This is a genomic window from Pseudoalteromonas sp. S3178 (genome assembly GCF_005886985.1).
GTDB classification, from domain to species: Bacteria; Pseudomonadota; Gammaproteobacteria; order Enterobacterales; family Alteromonadaceae; genus Pseudoalteromonas; species Pseudoalteromonas carrageenovora.
This window is the reverse complement of the sequence record NZ_PNCW01000019.1, coordinates 74596-95970: the sequence shown is the minus strand read 5'-3', so window position 1 is coordinate 95970 and position 21375 is coordinate 74596. Positions and strand designations below refer to the sequence as shown.

16 protein-coding genes are annotated in these 21375 nt (G+C 38.9%); 5 read left to right on the top strand and 11 right to left on the bottom strand.

What is annotated here, in order from left to right; genetic code table 11:
• Positions 1–85 precede the first annotated feature (85 nt).
• The 11 genes from CWC11_RS05255 to dnaK form a co-directional block, all read right to left on the bottom strand.
• On the bottom strand, positions 86–1561 hold the full coding sequence (locus CWC11_RS05255; RefSeq protein WP_138681821.1) for an SLC13 family permease: 1476 nt from the start codon (positions 1559–1561) through the stop codon (positions 86–88).
• 9 nt (positions 1562–1570) lie between these two features.
• Positions 1571–2527 carry a porin gene (locus CWC11_RS05250; RefSeq protein WP_138681820.1) on the bottom strand — a complete coding sequence of 319 codons (957 nt, stop codon included), beginning with the start codon at positions 2525–2527 and terminating at the stop codon, positions 1571–1573.
• A 175-nt stretch (positions 2528–2702) separates the two neighbouring features.
• Complete coding sequence (locus tag CWC11_RS05245; RefSeq protein ID WP_138681819.1) at positions 2703–4067, bottom strand: sigma-54-dependent transcriptional regulator; 1365 nt, start codon at positions 4065–4067, stop codon at positions 2703–2705.
• Positions 4060–5790, bottom strand: coding sequence for a sensor histidine kinase (locus tag CWC11_RS05240; protein ID WP_138681818.1), 1731 nt, complete (start codon positions 5788–5790; stop codon positions 4060–4062). Before CWC11_RS05240 ends, CWC11_RS05245 begins: the two co-directional genes overlap by 8 nt.
• 192 nt (positions 5791–5982) lie before the next feature.
• Positions 5983–6246 (bottom strand): CBU_0592 family membrane protein, encoded by a 264-nt coding sequence (locus CWC11_RS05235; protein WP_058549819.1) that lies wholly within the window; start codon positions 6244–6246, stop codon positions 5983–5985.
• Between the two features lie 158 nt (positions 6247–6404).
• The gene (locus tag CWC11_RS05230; protein WP_058549820.1) at positions 6405–6656 is read right to left on the bottom strand and encodes a hypothetical protein; all 252 of its coding nucleotides are present in this window, start codon (positions 6654–6656) and stop codon (positions 6405–6407) included.
• 54 nt (positions 6657–6710) lie between these two features.
• Positions 6711–7079, bottom strand: coding sequence for a response regulator (locus CWC11_RS05225; protein ID WP_058549821.1), 369 nt, complete (start codon positions 7077–7079; stop codon positions 6711–6713).
• Positions 7080–7169: 90 nt separating this feature from the next.
• Positions 7170–7574, bottom strand: a complete 405-nt coding sequence (locus CWC11_RS05220) for a DUF1761 domain-containing protein (RefSeq protein ID WP_138681817.1) — start codon at positions 7572–7574, stop codon at positions 7170–7172.
• 119 nt (positions 7575–7693) lie between these two features.
• Entirely contained in the window at positions 7694–8155 is a 462-nt protein-coding gene (gene ybaK, locus CWC11_RS05215) for a Cys-tRNA(Pro) deacylase (RefSeq protein WP_138681816.1), read from the bottom strand.
• A 100-nt stretch (positions 8156–8255) separates the two neighbouring features.
• Entirely contained in the window at positions 8256–9398 is a 1143-nt protein-coding gene (gene dnaJ, locus CWC11_RS05210; RefSeq protein ID WP_058549823.1) for a molecular chaperone DnaJ, read from the bottom strand.
• A gap of 188 nt (positions 9399–9586) precedes the next feature.
• Positions 9587–11506 carry a molecular chaperone DnaK gene (gene dnaK / locus CWC11_RS05205; protein ID WP_058549824.1) on the bottom strand — a complete coding sequence of 640 codons (1920 nt, stop codon included), beginning with the start codon at positions 11504–11506 and terminating at the stop codon, positions 9587–9589.
• 241 nt (positions 11507–11747) lie between these two features.
• Here dnaK and CWC11_RS05200 point away from each other — a divergent pair, with 241 nt between their 5' ends.
• The 5 genes from CWC11_RS05200 (at position 11748) to CWC11_RS05180 (ending at position 20962) form a co-directional block, all read left to right on the top strand.
• Positions 11748–12560, top strand: a complete 813-nt coding sequence (locus tag CWC11_RS05200) for a thioesterase family protein (RefSeq protein ID WP_138681815.1) — start codon at positions 11748–11750, stop codon at positions 12558–12560.
• Positions 12561–12742: 182 nt separating this feature from the next.
• A complete protein-coding gene (locus tag CWC11_RS05195) occupies positions 12743–13909 on the top strand; it encodes a paraquat-inducible protein A (protein ID WP_249330654.1) in 1167 nt (388 codons plus the stop codon).
• Positions 13906–15561 (top strand): intermembrane transport protein PqiB, encoded by a 1656-nt coding sequence (gene pqiB / locus CWC11_RS05190; protein ID WP_138681813.1) that lies wholly within the window; start codon positions 13906–13908, stop codon positions 15559–15561. The genes CWC11_RS05195 and pqiB overlap by 4 nt, the downstream gene beginning before the upstream one ends.
• Entirely contained in the window at positions 15561–16169 is a 609-nt protein-coding gene (locus tag CWC11_RS05185; RefSeq protein WP_138681812.1) for a PqiC family protein, read from the top strand. The genes pqiB and CWC11_RS05185 overlap by 1 nt, the downstream gene beginning before the upstream one ends.
• A 422-nt stretch (positions 16170–16591) precedes the next feature.
• Entirely contained in the window at positions 16592–20962 is a 4371-nt protein-coding gene (locus CWC11_RS05180; RefSeq protein ID WP_138681811.1) for a di-heme oxidoredictase family protein, read from the top strand.
• The last annotated feature ends 413 nt before the right edge of the window (positions 20963–21375 follow it).

The following is a 21375-nucleotide window of genomic DNA, read 5'->3' as shown; positions in this document are numbered from 1 at the left end:
TAACACTAACTAATGTGATTAAATAGCAGCCTAAATTAAATTTTAGGCTGCTCATAGGGTTGGTTGGAACTAATTTAGAGGATAATTAAAAGCCAAATACTTGCGCTGCAATAGTCATCGTTACTAGCGTAATTAATACTATAGCGACAATATTGAGTACAAAACCTGCGCGGATCATATCGCGCATTTGTATTTGTCCAGAGCCAAACACAATGGCATTAGGCGGCGTGGCTACAGGCATCATAAACGCGCAGCTACATGCAATAGCAGCAGGTATTACCCACACTAAAGGTGAACCCGTAATTGACTCTGCAACAGGCCCGAGTAATGGTAAAAACCCAGCAGCCGTGGCTGTATTGCTTGTTATCTCAGTTAAAAATGTAATTAATGCAACCACCACCAGCACACTCATCACAAGTGGAATTGCACTTGCGCCTTCAATCATGTGCGCGATGTAATCGGCTAACCCAGATGCCTTTATTTGCGAAGCAAGTGTTAAACCACCACCAAATAAAAGTAATACACCCCAAGGAACATTTGCTGCACTTTTCCAATCAAGTATTCTCTCATCACTGCCCTTATTGGCCGGTAATACAAATAATAATAGTGCTGCCGCTATGGCGATAGCCGTATCTGATATTGATAAACCGCTAAAATCTGCAAGAATTGGTCTAAAAATCCAGCATAACGCTGCTAATACAAATACAAATAAAACGCCTTTTTCTGCGTGCTGCATTGTGCCTAATTCACTTAATTGTTTTGTGAATACTGCTTTTGTATCAATACTTCGATTATTCTTAACATTTTTATCTACTTTGTAAGCAAATTTAGTTAACCACAGCCAGCTTATTATCAACATGCTAATACTTAACGGAACACCAACAAGCATCCACTGCGCAAAGCCAATTTCAATTTTGTAACTCTCTGATAAGTACGCTGCCATGAGTGCATTAGGAGGAGTACCTATCAAAGTGGCAATCCCGCCAATGCTTGCACCATAAGCAATACTAAGTAGCAACGCTTTGCCAAACCCTTCATTATTTGGATCTGATTGTTTTACTAAATGTGTAATAGATAATGCTATAGGCAACATCATTACCGCAGTGGCTGTGTTTGACATCCACATAGATAAAAAGGCTGTTACCAACATCATGGCTAATATTTGTAAACTTGGTTTTTTACCCGCATAAAGCATCGTACTAAGGGCTATACGCTTGTGTAATCCCCATCGCTCCATAGCTATAGAAATTAAAAATCCCCCTAAAAATAAAAATATGAGTGGGTGAGCGTACGGTGCAGTCACACTTTTAATGGCAGCAATACCAACTAAGGGGGAAATAACAATCGGCAATAAAGCCGTTGCAGGGATAGGCACTACTTCACTTACCCACCATGAAGCCATCCAAAACGCTAAACCTGCTGTTTTAAAAGCGGCTTCAGACATTCCTATTGGCGGTGCTATTAAACACGTAAGCAACATAATACTTGGCCCAAGTAATAGCCATAACCATTGCATTTTAGGCTTTTTAGGATCTGATTTTTTGTGTGTTAATTGAGTCATTGTTAATTCCTAAAATTTGTATTTTAAGCCAAGTGCAACGCTATTATCGGCGTTCTCTTGTAGGTCTAAATCAGTATAGAGTAAGTAAGCGGTGGTTTGTTTATCAAATACGTAATCTACACCTGTTGTCCACTGTGTTGCATCTGATGCTTGACGAAGCAAAGAGTCATCTTTAGCGAACTGTAATTTAGGTACCCATTTATCAAGCGTATAGCTTGCACTTAACACATAACCGTTACCCGATTTTATGCCATCTGTTGATTCAGAATGCTGATACAGTGCCCCAAGCTGTAATTGTTCAAATTTATAGGCAGCTGCTATTCGGCTCGCATTAATATTATTAAGAGAGTCAACATGGCTTACTGATAAGTAATATGAAGTGTTTTTTAAGCTACGATCACCATAAATAACGGTCGCTGCAAATCCAGCTTCATTATCTTTATTGTCGTCTTTTGGGGCGTAAGTAAACGAAAATTGCGTATTATGCCAATACTTAGAAGTGTATGTTAGCGTATCGCCAAGTCTATCTTGGCCTGCAATAACTTGGGCTATATCGCCTTGGGTTTCATTAAAATTATCAACTTTTCCCTCAGAGTATTTAAAGCGGGTATCGTTTCTTCCCACTACCAGCTCGCCAAATTGACCTTTTAAACCAAGATAGGTGTTTCTTGCACTAAAGGGCTCTTCGGTGTCGTCTTGCTCAAAGCCTTTAACTTGCACTTCGTATTTAAAAACAACGTTTAAATATTCATTTAATTTGTGCTGCCCTTGAATACCAATCCTCGAAAATGGCGCTTCAATCTGTGTCCCTTCTTCTGCGTAGCGCATAATACCTGTATCTGTATTAGCAATTTGCACTTCGGCTTTACCATAAACGTCATATTCAGTAGCGCAAGCCGTGTGCGAATAAAATGCCAAGCTACTAATTGAGGTGAGTAAAATAGTAGAGTGTGTAAACTTTATCATTATGTGTCCTAATTATTAGAATCTACTTGTTGTCAGGTCTAATAAGGCAACTTTACTGCCAATGATAAAATGTTATTAAATTTTAAGTAGTTAGTTATTTTTAGATATAAAAAAAAGAACTAATGTGCGGTTTCCCACACATCATAAAAACGAAGCTGTCACGTAAACCACACATTCAGTCAATAAACATATCGCGGTTTAAATTGTATTTACTCATTTTATCGTAAAGGGTTTTACGAGCTATTTGCAGTGTATCCATCGTATTTTTAATACTGCCATGGTTACGCTCTAGGGCTTCTTCAATTAATGACTGCTCATAAAAAGTGACTTTTTCAGATAAGCTTAAATCGGGTGAAAGCTCACCTTTAGCCTGCGTTTTACTAACACTAAAAGCAAGCTCTACTCCCAATAAAACCGCACGCTCAGCTTGGTTTCTAAGCTCTCTTACATTGCCAGGCCAGTCGTACGCTAAGAGTCGCTGTTGAATTTCGCTATTAAGTGGTGCTGGCGGCTTATGATAGCGTGTTGCTGCAATAGAACTAAAATGCTTAAACAATAATACAATATCGGCTTTTCGGGCTCTAAGTGGCGGTATGTCAACTTTTACTAAACTTAGTCGATAATACAAATCGGCTCTAAATTCACCTTTTTCAACAAGTGAAAGTAAATCTACTTTAGTGGCAGCTACAATGCGTATATCTAAATTAATTGGGGTGTTTTCACCTACCGGGGTTACTTTACGCTCTTCTAAAACGCGCAGTAATTTTACCTGTAAAGACAACGGTGTACTTTCTATTTCATCTAAAAATACGGTTCCACCTTGGGCATATTCAAACTTGCCTTTTCGCGCATGTGTAGCCCCAGTGAAAGCGCCACTAGCGGCTCCAAATAATTCGCTCTCAATTAACTGCTCTGGTACTGCGCCGCAATTTATAGCAACAAAGTTACTTTCACATCGAATACTTTGATCATGTAAATAACGAGCGACAAGCTCTTTGCCTGTGCCTGTTTCCCCTTCAATCATTACATCTGCTGGCGTATCAATTACCGTGTTAAGCAAGTGCATCATGTCTTGCATTTTAGGCGTGTCGCCCAATATGCGAACGCCGGGTGCTGAGGTTTTTTGTACAGCTAATTTTAATGCACGGTTTTGTATCACTAAACTTCGCTTGTCACACGCTCTTGCGATGCAATCAAGTAATGTTTCATTTACTGGCTTTTCAAATAAATCATACGCGCCTAATTGCATAGCTTTAACAGCAATAGTTACATCGGCGTACCCAGTTAAAAATATAACCGGTAGTTCACTATCAAATGCAGTGACTTGCTCAAGCAAGGTAAGACCATCCATTGCAGGCATATTTATGTCACTCAGTATAACGCCCATAAAACGACGATTAAGCTTTGTTAGAGCCGTACTTGCATCATTAAAGCACTCAACTGTATAACCCTCGAGGGTAAGTAATTGCTTTAATGAATCTCTGATCATCGCTTCATCATCAATTACAATAATGTGCTTACACTGTGAGTTTTCAATCATCTGTTTTATCCTGCGTGCTTGATAAACTGATTATAAACTCAGCCCCGCCTTGTAGTCGATTATGCGCACTTAAAGAGCCATTAAACGAATCAATAATTTGTTTTGAAATAGATAGCCCAAGGCCTAAGCCGTTACTCTCTTTAGTACTATAAAAAGGTTCGAAAATATTACCAAAAGCATGTTGCTCTATCCCAGACCCAGTATCTAAAATTGATAGTTTTACACGGTTATCAAAGCACTCAACATTAAAACTTAATTTACGTATTATTGCGCCATTCATAGCTTGGCTTGCATTGGTTATTAAATTAACTAACACTTGCTCAAATTTAAGTGAATCAACCCACACTATTAACCCGCCATCTAAATTAGGCTGCTCTACGTGTACGTTATCTTGCTTTAGTTGTGAGCTGGCAATCATTAAAGCGTTATTTAATAAGCCCGCTAGCGGATAAGGCCTTAACTGAGTTTGTGATGGTTTGCTAAAATGCTTTAACTGTCCCACTATTTTGTGTACGCGACCTACAAGCCCCTCAACCACCGTAATGCTTTCGCCAAGTGCAGTGTAATTTTGTTTAGCAAGTAAACGTTTAGCGCTTGCTAGGTAAGTATTAATAGCACTAAGAGGCTGGTTTATTTCGTGATTAATACCTGCACTTAATTGCCCTATTGTTGCAAGCTTTGCTGATTGAACTAATGCAACTTGCGTTTTTTCAAGCTCTTGAGTGCGCTCTATCACTTTTTGCTCAAGGCTATGTCTTGAGTAAACTAGCTTTTTATAACCCGCAAAACGAGCAAGTAAACTATAACCAACAATGATAACTAAAACATAAATACTAAATGCCCAAAATAAGCGTATTAATTGAGCTGCATTTACCTTTGTAATATCAACAAGTACGTGCATACGTGCGCTAAAATAACGCAGTGGCTTTGTTGCACTCACATAAAGCTTTTTATTAATTTTAAAATGCGAAATACCCTGGCTCGTATACTGAAATTGCTCAATATATACAGGTTGATGATCTAAATAAGCGCGGCGTAATTTTATATTACGTCGCTTTGCTATATCAAACTCGCTAAAGCTATTTAAACGCCATGTTTGCATATCAGACATAGCAATTACTTTATCACTCAGCTCTAAATAAAAATGGCTACCTTTAGATGTATTTAAAAGCTCTCTGTCGTTTTCAAATTTGCTTACATTTACTTTTAATACAACAACACCCACTGCTTTGTTGTCGTGATAAACAGCCTGCGAAAAATAAATTCCGCGCTCTTTTGAACGCATACCTAGTGCAAAATACGCAACTTTTTCACCTGCAAATGCACGTTTAAAGTAAGGCCTAAAGGCAAAGTTACTACCTAAAAAGGTGTAATCGGCTTGCCAGTTACTACTTGCTGTCACTGCACCTTGCGCATTAAGGACAAATATATCTGATGCACCACTGGCTTGTTGTATATCAGCTAAGTAGTTATTTATGGCGTTGTAATGGGCTTGATCGCCACTTGCAAATTCAATCATTAACTGATTGTAAGTAAGTAGCTGAGGAATAGCTGAAAAACGAGCGAGTTCAGTATCAATATAATCGTTTAATTGAGTAACCTGACGCTGCGCTTGAACTGTTGCTTTTTCTACATCGTGAGCGCGCCCAACCCAAAATGTAACAACTAAAATTAAAACTAATAATAAACATATGGTTATTATTTTTTTTGAAAACGAAAACATGGCCTGCCCGTAAAAATAGCCTAAATAATTTTAAGGGCGCTAGTGTAACCACTTATATGGTGCAGGGATATAAACTTTTTGTTAACAAATGCATTTTATTTTGTTTATGACTTTAAATTAAATAAAAAACAAAAAACGCCGCAAACAGTGATGCTTGCAGCGCTTATTTAGCTTTAAAAAATTAATACGTTCTTAATTTACAGCTAATGCAGGTTTATTTTTGATGTATTTGTATAGGCCAATTAATGATGCGGCTATCCAAAATATTTCAATTACGAAACTCGCTAAATTAAAGTTGTAACATAGGCTAATTAACAACAATATTGCCCCTGTTAAATTCATCATATTGTAAACTAAGCTGGTTGGAGATGTTTTACCAAGCTGAAGTAAAAAGAATGACCCTACTACTAAAAAAGTGCCTGTCATACCTATGATGTCAAATAAGAGTGCTATCACGCAACGATCCTTTATCCGTTAAAAAACCCAAAAAACTGGCCCAATCCATGGGGTGGGTGTTTTTTCATTCATTGAAACAGCAAAACCGGGCGATTCTATCAATATTGCATAATCTCACAAGGGCATATGTCCGCATGATTAATGCTTAATTAAACTGTTTATTTAAAAGTAACTTTTCCACCAATAATTTTATATGCCGGCGCTCCACGTATAATCGCTTCGCGTGCAAAAGGGCGGCTACAATTAGGGCAAATACACGCCTGCGATGTAAAGTCTTGACTGATACGCTCTTTAAAACATTTAACCAGTGCGCCCTTTCCGCCTTTGCGATACTTAAATAGGGGGGCTTTACAGCCAGAGCAAAATATATCGACTGTTTTAGTGGGGCCTTTTTTGTTGGGTTTTGCCATTATTTCCTTCAAGGAGGATGGTTGAACTAATCAGGGTAGGATAACAAATATACGTTAATCTCTAAAAAAGAATCGTCCTAGTTGCGATGAAAGCACGTTCATATTAAATGGCTTAACAATAAATCCAGAAACCTTGGCTTTTATTACTTGTTTTACTGTATCTGCACTGTCTTCGCAGGTAACCATTAATACAGGAATATCTGCTAGTTGTTCATCTTTTCGAATGTTGTCTAGTAAATTTACGCCATTCATTTTTGGCATATGTAGGTCAGTAATAACTAAATCAAAGTGTTGATCATGTAAAAAAGCTAATGCTTGAAGGCCATCAGTTGCTTCAACAATATTGTTGTACTCGAGCTTTCTCAACATATTAATTAATACGTGGCGCATGAGCGGCATATCATCAACAACTAATATTTTCATTAATATGTTTACCAATTCCCTTATTAGACTAATTTAAAGTTACCCTACTTATAAAAAAGGAGCAAATACAACGCACAGCAAAAATTAAATTTAAGGCCAAAGCCCTAAAATAAGCCCCATTAATGAAAATTGTAATACGTGGTAACTGCCATTAATTAAAAACAACTTTAAAGGGCGCTGCTCAAAAATATAACTTAGTCCTAAGGAGCTACACACCCAAAACAAGCCAATAGCAAAACCAGTCCCTAAGCTCTCCCCTATACCTGCCTCTTTTCCTAGAAATAACGCTAGTACTAATGCAGCTATAAATGCTAATAAAAAACTACCAACAAAAATAAGTTTAGGATCTGCAGATTGTAAATCGAGGTCAGTTAACCCAATACTCTCAAGCCATGCATTTTTAAAAAGCACCTTTGAATACCACACTCCACCAAGCATAAAAGAAGACAACGAAGCCACAAGTATTGCAAAATAATTCACATCCGTAAAATTCATACACGTAGCCATAATACATAGTGCTTAGGGTAATTTGAATGTAGTTAAAAATAGCTAAAGCAGCAAATTGCGAACATGAAATTTATGCTTGTTGGTTACAGAAGAAAAAGAAGGGAGTGTTAAAAATCAGCAAATTTAGCATTAGTAGTTAACGCTAAATCGTTTGGCGAGAGTGAAATTTCTAGCCCTCGTTTACCCGCACTAACATAAATGGGATTAAAATTCTGCGCGCTTAGGTGTATAAATGTAGCAAGGCGCTTTTTTTGAGCCAGCGGACTAACACCACCTAAAATATACCCAGTAGCAGCTTGTACTTTTGAAGCCTCTGCCATTGTAACCTTTTTAGTACCGCACACCTTTGCAAGTTGCTTTAATTGCACCTGCTGCGTAACAGGCGTTATTGCTACTACAAGCTGCCCTTCGCTTGTTTCGAGCACTAAGGTTTTAAAAACCTGAGCACTATTGAGATTCAACTTTTCGACCGCCTCTTTGCCATAGTTACTATTATTAGCATCATGCTCATAACTAAGTACTTCATATGTGATACGCCTTTTTTTTAGAAGCTCTATTGCAGGTGTCATTTACTAAACCATTTAGTGTCAAAGAAACAAAATAACATTAATTTTGAGCAAAAAAAACGGCGCTATCAAGCACCGTTTTTTATAATTTTTCGATTACTAATTACTTAGTTAAATCATCAAAAAACTTTTTAACGCCATCAAAAAAGCCTTGCTCTTTAGGACGGTTCTTTGAGCTATCTTTGCCCATACTTTCTTCTAATTCTTTAAGAAGTTCACGTTGACGCTCGTTTAAATTAACTGGCGTTTCAATCACAACTTTACAAATTAAATCGCCTTGAGCACCGCTGCGTACAGACTTAACACCTTTACCACGCATACGGAACATTTTGCCTGTTTGTGTTTCTGAAGGTATTTTAAGCTTAGCTCGGCCATCAAGCGTTGGTACTTCAATTTCGCCGCCAAGACCAGCCGTGGTAAAGCTAATGGGTACTTCGCAGTATAAGTTGTTAGCTTCGCGAACAAATATTTTGTGTTCACGTACTGACACTTGAACATACAAATCACCTGCCGGTGCGCCGTGCATGCCTGCTTCGCCCTCGCCAGTTAATCGAATGCGATCACCTGTATCTACGCCAGCTGGGATTTTAACTGAAAGCGTTTTAGTTTTCTCAACACGCCCTTGTCCATGACATTTGTTACAAGGGTCTGAAATAATTTGACCTTGTCCCTGACACGTAGGACATGTTTGCTGAACAGCAAAAAAGCCTTGGCGCATTTGTACTTGTCCAGCACCATGACACGTAGTACATGTTTTTGGTTTAGAACCTGCCTTTGCACCGCTGCCATCACATGGTTCACAACTAACCCATGTAGGTACTTTAATTTCTACTTCTTTACCACGAACGGCCTCTTCTAGGCTTAAGTCCATGTTGTAACGTAAATCAGATCCACGTTGTTGACGAGATTGACGTCGGCCACCGCCGCCACCAAAAATATCACCAAACACATCACCAAAAATATCACCAAAATCACCTTGACCACCACCGCCAAAGCCACCGTGACCGCCGCCACCGCCTTGTTCAAAGGCAGCATGGCCGTATTGGTCATACATTTGACGTTTCTGATCGTCAGTTAATATTTCGTACGCTTCTTTAACTTCTTTAAACTTGGTTTCAAGTTCTTTATCGCCTGCGGTACGATCTGGATGATATTTCATCGCTAAGCGTTTATACGCTTTTTTTATGTCTCGCTCACTCGCATCTTTGCTTACGCCGAGGACTTCGTAATAATCGCGTTTTGACATATCTATCACACTACTCTTTTCTGTTTGCAGCTAGGCTGCTTGATAAACCGATAAATCGTATCGATTTACCATCTAATTTACATGCAAAAGGCGCGTCAAGCTTTAGCCTGCGCGCCTCAATTGTTCATCCTAACTTAAACACTTAACTGAGTCATGGTATTTAAGTTAGCTAGAAGCTCAGCAAACAATTACTTGTCGTCTTTTACTTCTTCGAACTCTGCATCAACTACGTCGTCATCTTGCTTCGTAGATTGTTGCTGTTGCTCGCCAGCGTCTGCGCCGCCTTGTTGAGCTTTAGCTTGTGCAATTTCCATAAGCTTTTGAGACTTTTCAGCAAGTGCTTGAGTTTTAGCTTCAATTTCAGCTTTGTCATCGCTCTTAATTGCAGCTTCAAGGTCAACAACAGCCGCTTCAATTGCTTCTTTGTCTTCACTTGGAAGTGCATCACCCGCTTCTTCAATTTGCTTACGTGTGCCGTGAACCATTGCATCAGCTTGGTTACGAGCAGCTACTAGCTCTTCAAATTTCTTATCGTCTTCAGCATGAGCTTCTGCGTCACGAACCATTTTTTCAACTTCTTCATCGCTTAAGCCAGAAGACGCTTGAATCGTGATTTTTTGCTCTTTACCTGTATCTTTATCTTTAGCAGATACATGTAAGATACCATCAGCATCAACATCAAATGTTACTTCGATTTGTGGTGTACCACGTTGTGCAGGACGAATACCTTCTAGGTTAAATTGACCTAGAGATTTGTTATCGCTTGAACGTTTACGCTCACCTTGTAACACATGAATTGTTACCGCAGACTGGTTATCTTCTGCTGTTGAGAAAGTTTGCGATTTCTTAGTAGGAATCGTTGTGTTTTTCTCAATTAGCGCAGTCATTACTGAGCCCATTGTCTCAATACCTAGAGATAATGGAGAAACGTCTAGTAATAGTACGTCTTTAACGTCACCCGCTAAAACACCACCTTGAATTGCCGCGCCTACTGCAACTGCTTCATCAGGGTTAACGTCTTTACGTGGCTCTTTACCAAAGAATTCAGATACTGTTTTTTGTACTAGTGGCATACGTGTTTGACCACCCACTAGAATGATATCGTTGATATCGTTTACTGATAAATCAGCATCAGCTAGCGCACGTTTAAGTGGCTCAATTGACTTAAGAACTAAATCTTCTACAAGTGACTCAAGCTTAGCACGTGTCAATTTCACGTTCATGTGCTTAGGACCTGTTGCATCAGCAGTTACATACGGAAGGTTAACTTCTGTAGATTGTGCAGATGAAAGTTCAATTTTTGCTTTTTCAGCAGCTTCTTTAACACGTTGCATTGCAAGCGGATCAGTTTTTAAGTCTAAACCTTGATCTTTCTTGAACTCAGCTACTAAGTAGTTGATTACACGGTTATCGAAATCTTCACCACCTAAGTGAGTGTCGCCGTTTGTAGCAAGTACTTCAAATGTGTGCTCGCCTTCAACTTCATCAATTTCAATGATTGATAAATCGAAAGTACCACCACCTAAGTCATATACTGCAACAATGTTCTCGCCTTTGTTTTTGTCCATGCCGTAAGCAAGGGCAGCAGCAGTTGGCTCATTGATGATACGTTTAACTTCAAGGCCCGCAATACGACCAGCATCTTTCGTTGCTTGACGTTGTGAATCGTTAAAGTATGCAGGTACTGTGATTACCGCTTCAGTTACTTCTTCACCTAAGAAGTCTTCTGCAGTTTTTTTCATTTTTTTCAGTACTTCAGCAGAAATTTGTGGTGCAGCGCGTTTTTCGCCGCCCGCTTCTACCCATGCATCGCCGTTATCAGCTTTGATGATTTTAAACGGCATGATACCGATATCGCGCTGTACTTCTTCGTCTTCAAAACGACGACCAATTAAGCGCTTAATTGCAAACAATGTATTTGTTGGGTTAGTAACCGCTTGACGTTTAGCAGGTTGACCTACTAAAGTTTCACCGTCTTGCGTATAAGCAATAATAGACGGGGTTGTGCGATCGCCTTCCGCATTTTCAATTACGCGTGCTTTGTCACCATCAAGTACTGCAACACAAGAGTTTGTAGTACCTAAATCGATTCCAATAATTTTACCCATGAAATTTCTCCAACTTCTTTATTCATTAATACGTTCGATGACATAGTAAATAGGGATGCGCCAAACTTAATTCAACTGTAAAAATGAAATTAATTTCATTTTTTGTGATTTTTTTAACAAATAACCCTATTTTTTATAAGGAATGGTGATTTTTGCATCGCCAGAGGTGATTTTTAAATACTGGTCTGACAAGTTTGAGTGTGTTATAAATTTATTAAATCGCACTTTTAAGGACTTCTTCATGCATTTTGAGCAATTACTTACCCAAGCAACACACCTTGGCAAATCACAATCAGATGAAAATAACCAAACGATGCAGTTCCCTGCAAATTGGTGCCAAGGTCGTACAGCTTTTGGCGGACTTTCAGCCGCACTTTTGTATCAAGCTATCAGAGGACAAGTAAATGACGAGCGTCGATTACTTTCATTAAGCACTAATTTTGTTGGCCCATTACTAGCCGATATACCGTTCTCTTTATCTGTTGAAATACTCAGAGAAGGTAAAAACAGTACACAAGTACTTGCAAAAGCTATTCAAAACCAACAAGTGTGTGTAATAGTACAAGCATGTTTTGCAAAAAACAGAGACTCAGGGATTAATGTACCTGTGTCGAAGTCTTTGAGTTTAAAGCCTGTTGACGAGGCACATACATTACCTTTTATAGAAGGTCAGATGCCTGAGTTTTTTCAGCATGTTGATTTATGTCCGCAACAAGGTGGCATGCCTTTTAGTAGTTCACACACATCGCATTTGGGTGGTTGGATGCGCTTTAAGCATACGCCAAAACATATTACAGAAGCTCATGTAATTGCTCTTACCGATGCATGGCCTCCTACTTTATTACAAATGTTTAAACAACCTGCGCCGGCAAGCAGTATGTCGTGGTATTTAGAATTTGTTCAATCACCTAATTTAGAACCCGGTGAATGGCTAGGTTTTGAGGCTATTACCCATCACTCTAAAGATGGCTACGGGTTAGAAGATGGCTGTATTTGGTCACAATCGGGGGAGTTAATAGCCCTTACACGCCAAACGGTCGCTTTATTTGATTAAAAACGCGGCCAAACAATATTAAATTGTTTGGCCGCTAAAGCGCTTATTATCAGAACGCGTTGTATTAATGTACTAAATATAGCAAAATTGAAGAAATATTCTTCTAGCTTGGTATTAAATTGCAAACTGTATGCCCCTGTTGCGACCTTATTATTGATATACCTCGCATAGTTGCAAAGCAAATGGCTATTTGCCCCCATTGCCAACATAAACTTTGCGAAGCTGACGTTAACCACGACAGCCGCATAGTTGCACTAAGCTTTAGTGCATTGCTCATGCTGCTTAGCAGCATGTTTTATCCTTTTATCTCATTTAGTAGCAGCGGCATTACTCAAACTATTACTTTGCCCGACGCAGCACGTATTTTATTTAATTACGATAGCGAGTTGCTTGGCTTGTTTATAGATTTAAGCATTATTGCGCTACCAATGAGCCTGCTTGTTGTTTTAATTCCTTTGCATTTAGGTGTACTAAAAACACTCCCTAATGGCGTTGCTAGGCGTTTACTAAAAGTAACCCTGTCACTTGAGCCGTGGATAATGAGTGAAATATTTTTAATTGGTGTGCTTGTCAGCATGGTTAAAATTATGTCGCTGGCCGATATAAGCTTTGGAGCAAGCTTTTGGGCTTATGTAGGGTTTGTAATTTTGTATATTGCAGCACTTGCTCATTTAAATAGACCTAGGCTTTGGGCGCAAATAAAACCCGCCAAAGTGCTCAAGGGTGCTGAGCATGCTAAACGTGCAATAGATGAAAACATTAAAGCATGTCATGTCTGTCATCAGCTATGTACTGATGATGTGTGCGAGCGTTGCCACACAAAAACATATGTAAGAAACCCATACAGTGTACAAAAAGCGGCAGCTTGGCTTATTACATCAGTAGTTTGTTATATTCCAGCCAACGTATTACCTATTATGCATACTACCAGCCTGGGTGATGAATCACCTTCAACCTTAATTGGTGGTGTTATTACGCTTTGGAAAAGTGGTTCATACCCTATTGCTGCCATTATATTTTTGGCAAGCGTAGTAGTACCACTTGCAAAAGCATTTGTGCTTAGCTTTTTATGCTTTATGGTTGCAAGGCCTGCAAACTGCCATACAAAACGCTATACAAAAATTTACCAACTAACTGAATTTATTGGTAAATGGTCAATGATAGATGTATTTGTTGTTGCTATACTGGTTGCATTAGTGCAATTAGGTAACTTAATGTCGGTAACCCCAGGGCTTGGCATTGTATTTTTTACAGTTATGGTAATATGCCAAATGATGGCAGCTCACGCATTTGATCCTCGTTTATTGTGGGATTCACCTAAAAACAAAACTTCAGAGAAAAAAGCATGACAGAAACGGCAAACGTAACAAAAGAACCGAAAATTTCCGCCATCTGGATTATTCCGGTTATTGCGCTACTTGTTGGTATGTGGATGCTTTATCAATACCAAGCAAATAAAGGCTCGACTATATACATAAAAATGCCCCAAGCTGAGGGCATAGTTGCTGGTAAAACAGAAATAAAAGTACGCAGTGTAAAAATAGGACAAATAGACCACATTCGTCTTTCTGACTCGCAAGACAGTGTTATAGCGCGTGCACAAATAGACAAAAACTACGATTCGTTATTAACTGAAGATGCCAAAATTTGGGTTGTAAAACCGCGTATAGATGAAACGGGTATTAGCGGAATGAGTACACTGCTCTCTGGTGTGTATCTAGAATTTTCACCTGGTGAAAGTAAAGAATTAAAAGAGCGATTTGAACTGCAGGACGAACCCGCTTTAATTGGTAAAGATGTAAAAGGCGGCCGCTTTAAATTAATGAGCTACAACGCCGAAGTACTTGAAGTCAGTACGGGTATTTTTTTCAAAAACTATAAAATTGGTCAAGTAGAAACCGCCACCTTTGATTGGAAAAACCAAGCAATGAAATACGGTATTTTTATTAAAGAACCGTATCAAAACTTAATCACCATGAATTCTATTTTTTGGGTTAACGCCGGAATAGAGATTGATCTCTCTGCTGATGGTATAAACATAAATACCGGCTCTTTAAGCAAATTGTTAAAAGGTGGTATTTCTGTAGGTTTACCAGAGCAACAAACCCCGGGTGAAATAGCGCAAGATGGCCACAGTTATTCACTTAGCCAAAGCTATAAAGAAGCTCTTGAAGAGCGTTTTTATGATTTTGATTACTACATAATTGATTTTGAGCAATCTATTCGCGGCCTTCGTCCAGGTGCACCTGTTGAGTACCGTGGTACACGTATTGGCACTGTAGTAGAAGCGCCTGCTAACGTAATTGTTAATGGTAAGCCAGCACACTTTAAAAACCACAACACGGCGGTACCTGTTCTTATAAAAGTAGAATATGGTCGTTTATATTACGATAGCGCCCAAGCCAAAGAGTTTTGGCAAAGCAGCCTAACTGGATGGATTAATAACGGCATGCGCGCCTCTTTAAAACCTGGCAATTTACTTACTGGTGCCGTGTATGTTGATTTTGATATTTACCCAGATGCACCTAAAGCTAACCTAGATAAACTTGCACAATATGATGTGTTTCCAAGTATATCTAGTGGAATTACGGTACTAGCAGACCAAGTATCTGATGTATTAAATAAAGTAAACAGCTTAAAAATTGAAGACAGCTTAGCGCAAATGCAAGATACATTTAGCGACTATCAATCACTTGCCAATGAAATGCGCGAACTGTTAAGTCAAAAAGATACCCAAAACTTACCGGGTGACTTTAATCGTAACTTTGAAAAAATGACTAAAAGTATGGAGCAATTTGAGGTAACCATGCGCCAGTTTGATAAAACGATGGCCAGTTATCAAGCAGGCTCAGAACTTCATCACCAAATACAACAAACACTAAAAGAGTTTAAACGTTTAAGTGAAGGCCTACAGCCACTCACCCGTGGTTTAAACGAGCAACCTAACATGCTTATTTTTGACAAGTCGCTACCCGCTGATCCAAAACCAAGGAAGCAATAATGAAATCTATACTTTTAACCGCTAGTTTTTTATTACTCTTGACCGGGTGTAGCGCATCAATACAGACTGCAACGCAGTATTATCAATTTGAACAGCCTATTGGTGCATCATCTCGAAATGTAGTGGCCACAGATGCACAGCTTAGAGTGCAAACTGTTGTACTTAGAGGAGCGCTAAATAATTTAGGCATCGCGATGAAAATAGACAGTAACCAAATTCATGCTGCTAATTACAACTTATGGGGCGAATCGCCTGATTCAATGTTAACTGCAAGTGCACAGCAAACCTTGTTTAATGCCATGCCAAATTGGATGGTAATAAAAGGGTTGCCTGTAATTACAGAGGTTGATCAACAAACATTTTATGAACTTGAATACGAAGTTCATCATTTTAATGGTGACTTACAAGGTAATGCTGACATTTCAGGACTTTGGCGCTTATATTACACTCACCCAGAAACAGGAAGACGTTTAATTAGTATTCATAATTTTTCAAACGTAGTCCCCATAGAAGACGACGGCTACGATGGCTTAGTAACTACACTTGAGAAAACTTGGCAAAACATAAATTTAGATGTAGCTAAAGCGATAGAGCAAGCACGACTTTAATCCCTCCTACTTCTGTATTTATCAGGCAAGAAATATATTTCTTGCCTGATAAATCATAGCTTCAATATATCTATCTAATTTTTGAATAAACCACATTAAAACACCAAGCGCTGACTCTTGTTACAATTTCGTTAAATTTTATAATGACAAATCTGTACCTATTTTATATCATCCCCACTTCCGATTAAAATAATTATTAAGAATGTAACACTTCATTATTTAACACACTAAATTACTAGGTTTATTTTCCTAAACAATCACTAATTGTTCAAAAACAAAGTGTCTTGTTTTAAATAGAATCTGGCATATCCACTGCGATATGTTGGTGTATGTATTAGCAAGTCTCATATGTCTCTTTTTCAATTTGATGGATTTTATCTCTTGTATAGTTTTAATTAGTGATAGTTATTAGGAACTAATAGATGAAAAAAAGTATATTACTCACAGGGCTAACGTTATCCCTGCTGTCAACGACAATGCACGCCAATGCAGCAATAGGGCCCATTCTTTGGGAAGAAAACTTTAACACATTAAATGATCAAACATGGACAGTAGATACTGGCGATGGGTGCGATCAAGGGTTATGTGGTTGGGGTAATCAAGAGCTGCAATGGTATGCGAAAAAAAATGCATATATAGATGATGTTCCAAATGAAATTGGCAATAGAGCACTTGTTTTAGAAGCTAACGACGAGGCAAGCAATGGTTATGCATTTACTTCTGGTAAAGTACAAACGAAAAATAAAATAGCTGTTAAATATGGCATGATAGAAGTACGTATGATGGTACCCGATGTGGGTGTCGGATTATGGCCTGCAGCGTGGTTACTGGGTACTACAAATCAATCTTGGCCTGCTAAAGGCGAAATTGACATGATGGAAATGGGCCACAAAGAACAAGCTCGTGCTGATGCAGGCTTCCCTGAAGCCGATATCAATCATTATGTTGGATCTAACTTAATATTTTACACTAAAGATGCATGTAGTAATGGAAATCCAACATGTGCCGCAAGTATCGCGTGGCAAAACGATAATGCTCACGTATCAAATACGCCATTAACAAACCGCTTTGTAACATACCGTACCTATTGGACTGATTCACAAATTCGTTTCACAGTTGAAGACGAAGGTGTTGAAATTGACTTATTTGATACGCCTTTTACTATCACAGAGGAATCAAGCGAATTCCAAGCTCCGTTTTACTTACTACTAAATTTAGCTGTCGGCGGCAACTTCACCGATGCAATTACGAACAGCCAAGTTTCAGCCGTAAAACCGGCTAAAATGTATGTAGATTACGTACGAGTATATGAATTAGATGGCCAAGGTGAGGTTTTCATTGGTGACCAAACAGTGCCTGAAAATGGCAGCTTAGGTATATATTCAGACACAACAGCCACTAACAACCAGCTTGAAATAGGGACAAGTGCTGATATTTTTATCTGGAATACGCAGTCTATCACCGAAGGTAATGAACCGCCATTTGAAGGTAGTAACGTTATTTCGTGGGATTACACGTCTAAAAATGAATGGTTTGGTGCAGGTATTCAAGCTCGCGAAATTAGAGACCTAAGTAATTTTTCAGAAGATGGTGTATTAAGTTTTAAAATTAAAATACCAGCAGACGTGTCGTTTAAAATAGGCATTGAAGATACATATACGAACATAAATTGGATTGAATTTCCAGCTGATGAAGAATATTACGGATTAGTTCGTGATGATCAATGGTCTACTGTAACTATTCCTGTTAACGAGTTACGTGGTGAATTAATAGCACTGCAATCATTAAAAGGCCTTTTTTATATAGCAAGCCTTGATAATGATTTACCAACAGCGCCGTTTGAAATGGCAATCGACGACATAGTATGGCTAGGTGGCAGTAGTACCTCAATCCCAGATGAAACTTGCTCAGATATTCAAGCTAGCAACAGTGTTGATAATAGCGGTTGTGAAATACCAGCAGTGCAAAGTATGCGTGTTCAAGCCGAAGATTACACCAGTTATTATGACAAAACACCGATAAATATTGGTGGCGAATACCGTGATGATGCTGTTGATATTCAAAAAACAACTGATCAAGGCGGTGGCTACAACGTTGGCTGGATTGAGCCTGGCGAATCTCTTGATTACACATTAGATTTAGCCGCAGGTTCATACGATATTAGTGCTCGTGTTGCCTCAGCAATAACAGGTAATTTCACGCTATCTATTGATGGTGAAACTGTTGTAAGTAATACGGCTGCTACAGAAGGTTGGCATGAATATGAAACATTGCTTTTAAGCACAGTAGAACTAGAAGCATCGCAACATACATTAACTATTACTGCTCAAAGCGGAAGTTTTAATTTTAATTGGCTAGAGTTGACACTTATAAAACCAGAGATAATCGATAATATTATCGATAGTGATAGTGATGGAATAATTGATGCTCAAGACCAATGCACAGACACTCTTCCAGGCTCGGTTGTCGATGAAGCTGGTTGTCAAATTGCACAAGCAAATACTTTAGATATTGAAATCACTTCACAAAGCTCACTTAATTTTGTTGTTAATACTCCTGATTGGGCTGATGTACATTATATTGTTAATGAAGGTACACAGCGTAATTTCAGAATGACTAACACCGGTGATAGCAATATAAGAAGCCTTACAGGGCTGACCGATGGCGATCAAATCGTTTACTCTTTCACCTATTTAGACAGTGGTTACAGCGTAAAAACATCACCTTGGTTTAACCTGGTTTTTAGTAGCACAGCGTTCGACAATAACGATAACGGCGATAATAGCGATAACGACAATAACAGCGACAACCCATCGGATATTAGTTTAATAAACATTGTTCCTTTATTTGACACTAACACACAGCTTGAGCAAGCCATCTCATTTGACAGAGGTGACGCATTAGTTACTCGCTTCGCTGATCGCGGTCGTGACCGTCATGCAAAAGAAGATCAATTTCAAGCCTATGACCATTACCTATCTCACTATTGGATACACCGTACGGCACAATTTGAGTTTGTTGACTATGTAGCTAAAGGAGGAACAACGTTAGAAATAACATTTATAACCGAATGGAAATTAGGTCCAAAAGAACTTAGAGCTTGGTATCGTGGTTTAAACACAGTTGCTGAGTATCATGGTAATTTAGGTGGTAACGTTGTTGAGCTAGACAAAGGCAGTTACGATAATAACCTTAACAAAATTAGTGACGATGGCGACCAATATCGCTATCAGTTAGTGATTGATCGATACCGCCCTTTAAATTGGTCAGCATCTGATAATATTCCTTTAGCCGTAGGCCAACGTATGGAATTTGAAGTAAGCCAGTTTTTAGATGATGTACCTGAAGGGCGTGAAAACTATTACGGTACAACCTACTTATATATTGTAGGTGAAGGCCTTGTACCGTGGAAAACAGTGGGTGAATTTGAAGAAAAAGAATCTGAACGTGAGGATTCTTACCCAATAGCAGAAAATGGTCGTCTTGGTGGCGGCACTACTTTACCTTACAATTACACTGCAGAGTCTGACAACCACTTCATGCAAATGGCGACTAATTTGTCTAATATTAATGGACAACCATTTGTAAAAGGACGTCGTGTTCATCATACAAACTTCAACACCGGCGGTCATGATGAAAGCGTTGAAAATGGTATATTTTCAGAACTTGTTGGTAAAGCAGGCCCTAACTATGTCAACGCAACTTGCGCAGGCTGCCATGAAAGAAACGGACGCGCATCTGTAGCAGATGTTGGTCTGCCACTTGATAAATGGGTCTTTGCAATTGCAGATGAAAATGGTAACCCAGACCCACTACGCGGCTACATTCTACAACCAAATAATATAGGTATTAATACAGATTTAGGTGAAGGCACAGTAAAAATTGCCTCTTGGACTGAAAATAACGGATTACGGTCACCAAATTATGAGTTTTCAAAAGGTCGCCCAGCCCGTTTTTCTGCTCGTTTGGCACCACAACTCGTTGGTCTTGGCTTACTCGAAGCAATAAGTGAAGAGACAATATTAGAACGCGAAGATGAAGCAGACCTCAACGGAGATGGTATTTCTGGTAAAGCGCGCTTATCTACTGACCCAATTACTGGCGAAACTCGCTTAGGGCGATTTGGTTATAAAGGTAATGCAACAAGTATTATGCATCAAGTTGCTGGCGCATTAAATACAGATATGGGGGTAATGACATCAGTAATACCAACACCAGATTGTGGGCCTGAACAAACCACATGTGGTAATAATACTAGCTCAGAACTTGCCGATGAACACTTAAATGATCTCGTTAAATATGTTTCTTTACTAGGTGTTCGTGCTCAGCGTGACCTTGACGATCCAGACGTAATATTAGGTGAAACAGTATTCAACGAAACCGGTTGTGAAAGCTGTCATCGAAGCACAATGAAAACTAGCGAGTTTGCTGTGCACGCAGAGCTTCGAAACCAAACTGTTCGCCCATTCACTGACTTATTACTTCATGATATGGGTGAAGGACTTGCTGACAACTTAGGTGGCGGAAATGCTAGCGGTGCAGAATGGCGCACAGCACCACTTTGGGGCCTTGGTTTATCAGCATGTGTTACTGGTGGAATAACTAATCTAACGGGTTACCAAGGCGATGATGTGTGTGCACCTGATGCAAACTATCTTCATGATGGCCGTGCACGTACTATTAATGAAGCGATTATGTGGCATGATGGAGAAGCAGAGCAATCTCGTATTGCCTATGAATCTCTAAGCAATACGAAACGTTCAGCTTTATTAACATTTTTAAATTCTTTATAAAACAAGACAATAAGCGTAATATTCACATCAGTATAAATTACTGATGTGGATATTTTACGCCCCAACCAGCTACTTCAACAATCATCCACATGTATTAATTTTTACGACTTAAAACCCTCGCACTACCCTATCGCATCATGTATTTACACGATTAAACAAACAACTCAAATACCAAATACACTGCTTTAAACATATGAATTTATGAGACAAGCTATAAAATATCGATAAGATACTTATTTTAAACGAGTAATTAAGGCATATTGCTCTTCATAAATAAGGCGAACGCAGCTTAAATACCAAACGTACGCTGTACTTAGGGCTCTTTGTAGAGTTGATTAATTCTATGTTTCTCGACTTTTTACTTATCCTTACATAGATGTAAACTATAAGAGCAAAACTGTAGCAGCTACCAT

Excerpts from the sequence above, each read along its gene's own strand:
- CWC11_RS05255 (WP_138681821.1), bottom strand. The coding sequence starts at position 1,561 with ATGACTCAATTAACACACAAAAAATCAGATCCTAAAAAGCCTAAAATG.
- CWC11_RS05250 (WP_138681820.1), bottom strand. The coding sequence starts at position 2,527 with ATGATAAAGTTTACACACTCTACTATTTTACTCACCTCAATTAGTAGC.
- CWC11_RS05245 (WP_138681819.1), bottom strand. The coding sequence starts at position 4,067 with ATGATTGAAAACTCACAGTGTAAGCACATTATTGTAATTGATGATGAA.
- CWC11_RS05240 (WP_138681818.1), bottom strand. The coding sequence starts at position 5,790 with ATGTTTTCGTTTTCAAAAAAAATAATAACCATATGTTTATTATTAGTT.
- CWC11_RS05230 (WP_058549820.1), bottom strand. The coding sequence starts at position 6,656 with ATGGCAAAACCCAACAAAAAAGGCCCCACTAAAACAGTCGATATATTT.
- CWC11_RS05225 (WP_058549821.1), bottom strand. The coding sequence starts at position 7,079 with ATGAAAATATTAGTTGTTGATGATATGCCGCTCATGCGCCACGTATTA.
- CWC11_RS05220 (WP_138681817.1), bottom strand. The coding sequence starts at position 7,574 with ATGAATTTTACGGATGTGAATTATTTTGCAATACTTGTGGCTTCGTTG.
- ybaK (WP_138681816.1), bottom strand. The coding sequence starts at position 8,155 with ATGACACCTGCAATAGAGCTTCTAAAAAAAAGGCGTATCACATATGAA.
- dnaJ (WP_058549823.1), bottom strand. The coding sequence starts at position 9,398 with ATGTCAAAACGCGATTATTACGAAGTCCTCGGCGTAAGCAAAGATGCG.
- dnaK (WP_058549824.1), bottom strand. The coding sequence starts at position 11,506 with ATGGGTAAAATTATTGGAATCGATTTAGGTACTACAAACTCTTGTGTT.
- CWC11_RS05200 (WP_138681815.1), top strand. The coding sequence starts at position 11,748 with ATGCATTTTGAGCAATTACTTACCCAAGCAACACACCTTGGCAAATCA.
- CWC11_RS05195 (WP_249330654.1), top strand. The coding sequence starts at position 12,743 with ATGGCTATTTGCCCCCATTGCCAACATAAACTTTGCGAAGCTGACGTT.
- pqiB (WP_138681813.1), top strand. The coding sequence starts at position 13,906 with ATGACAGAAACGGCAAACGTAACAAAAGAACCGAAAATTTCCGCCATC.
- CWC11_RS05185 (WP_138681812.1), top strand. The coding sequence starts at position 15,561 with ATGAAATCTATACTTTTAACCGCTAGTTTTTTATTACTCTTGACCGGG.
- CWC11_RS05180 (WP_138681811.1), top strand. The coding sequence starts at position 16,592 with ATGAAAAAAAGTATATTACTCACAGGGCTAACGTTATCCCTGCTGTCA.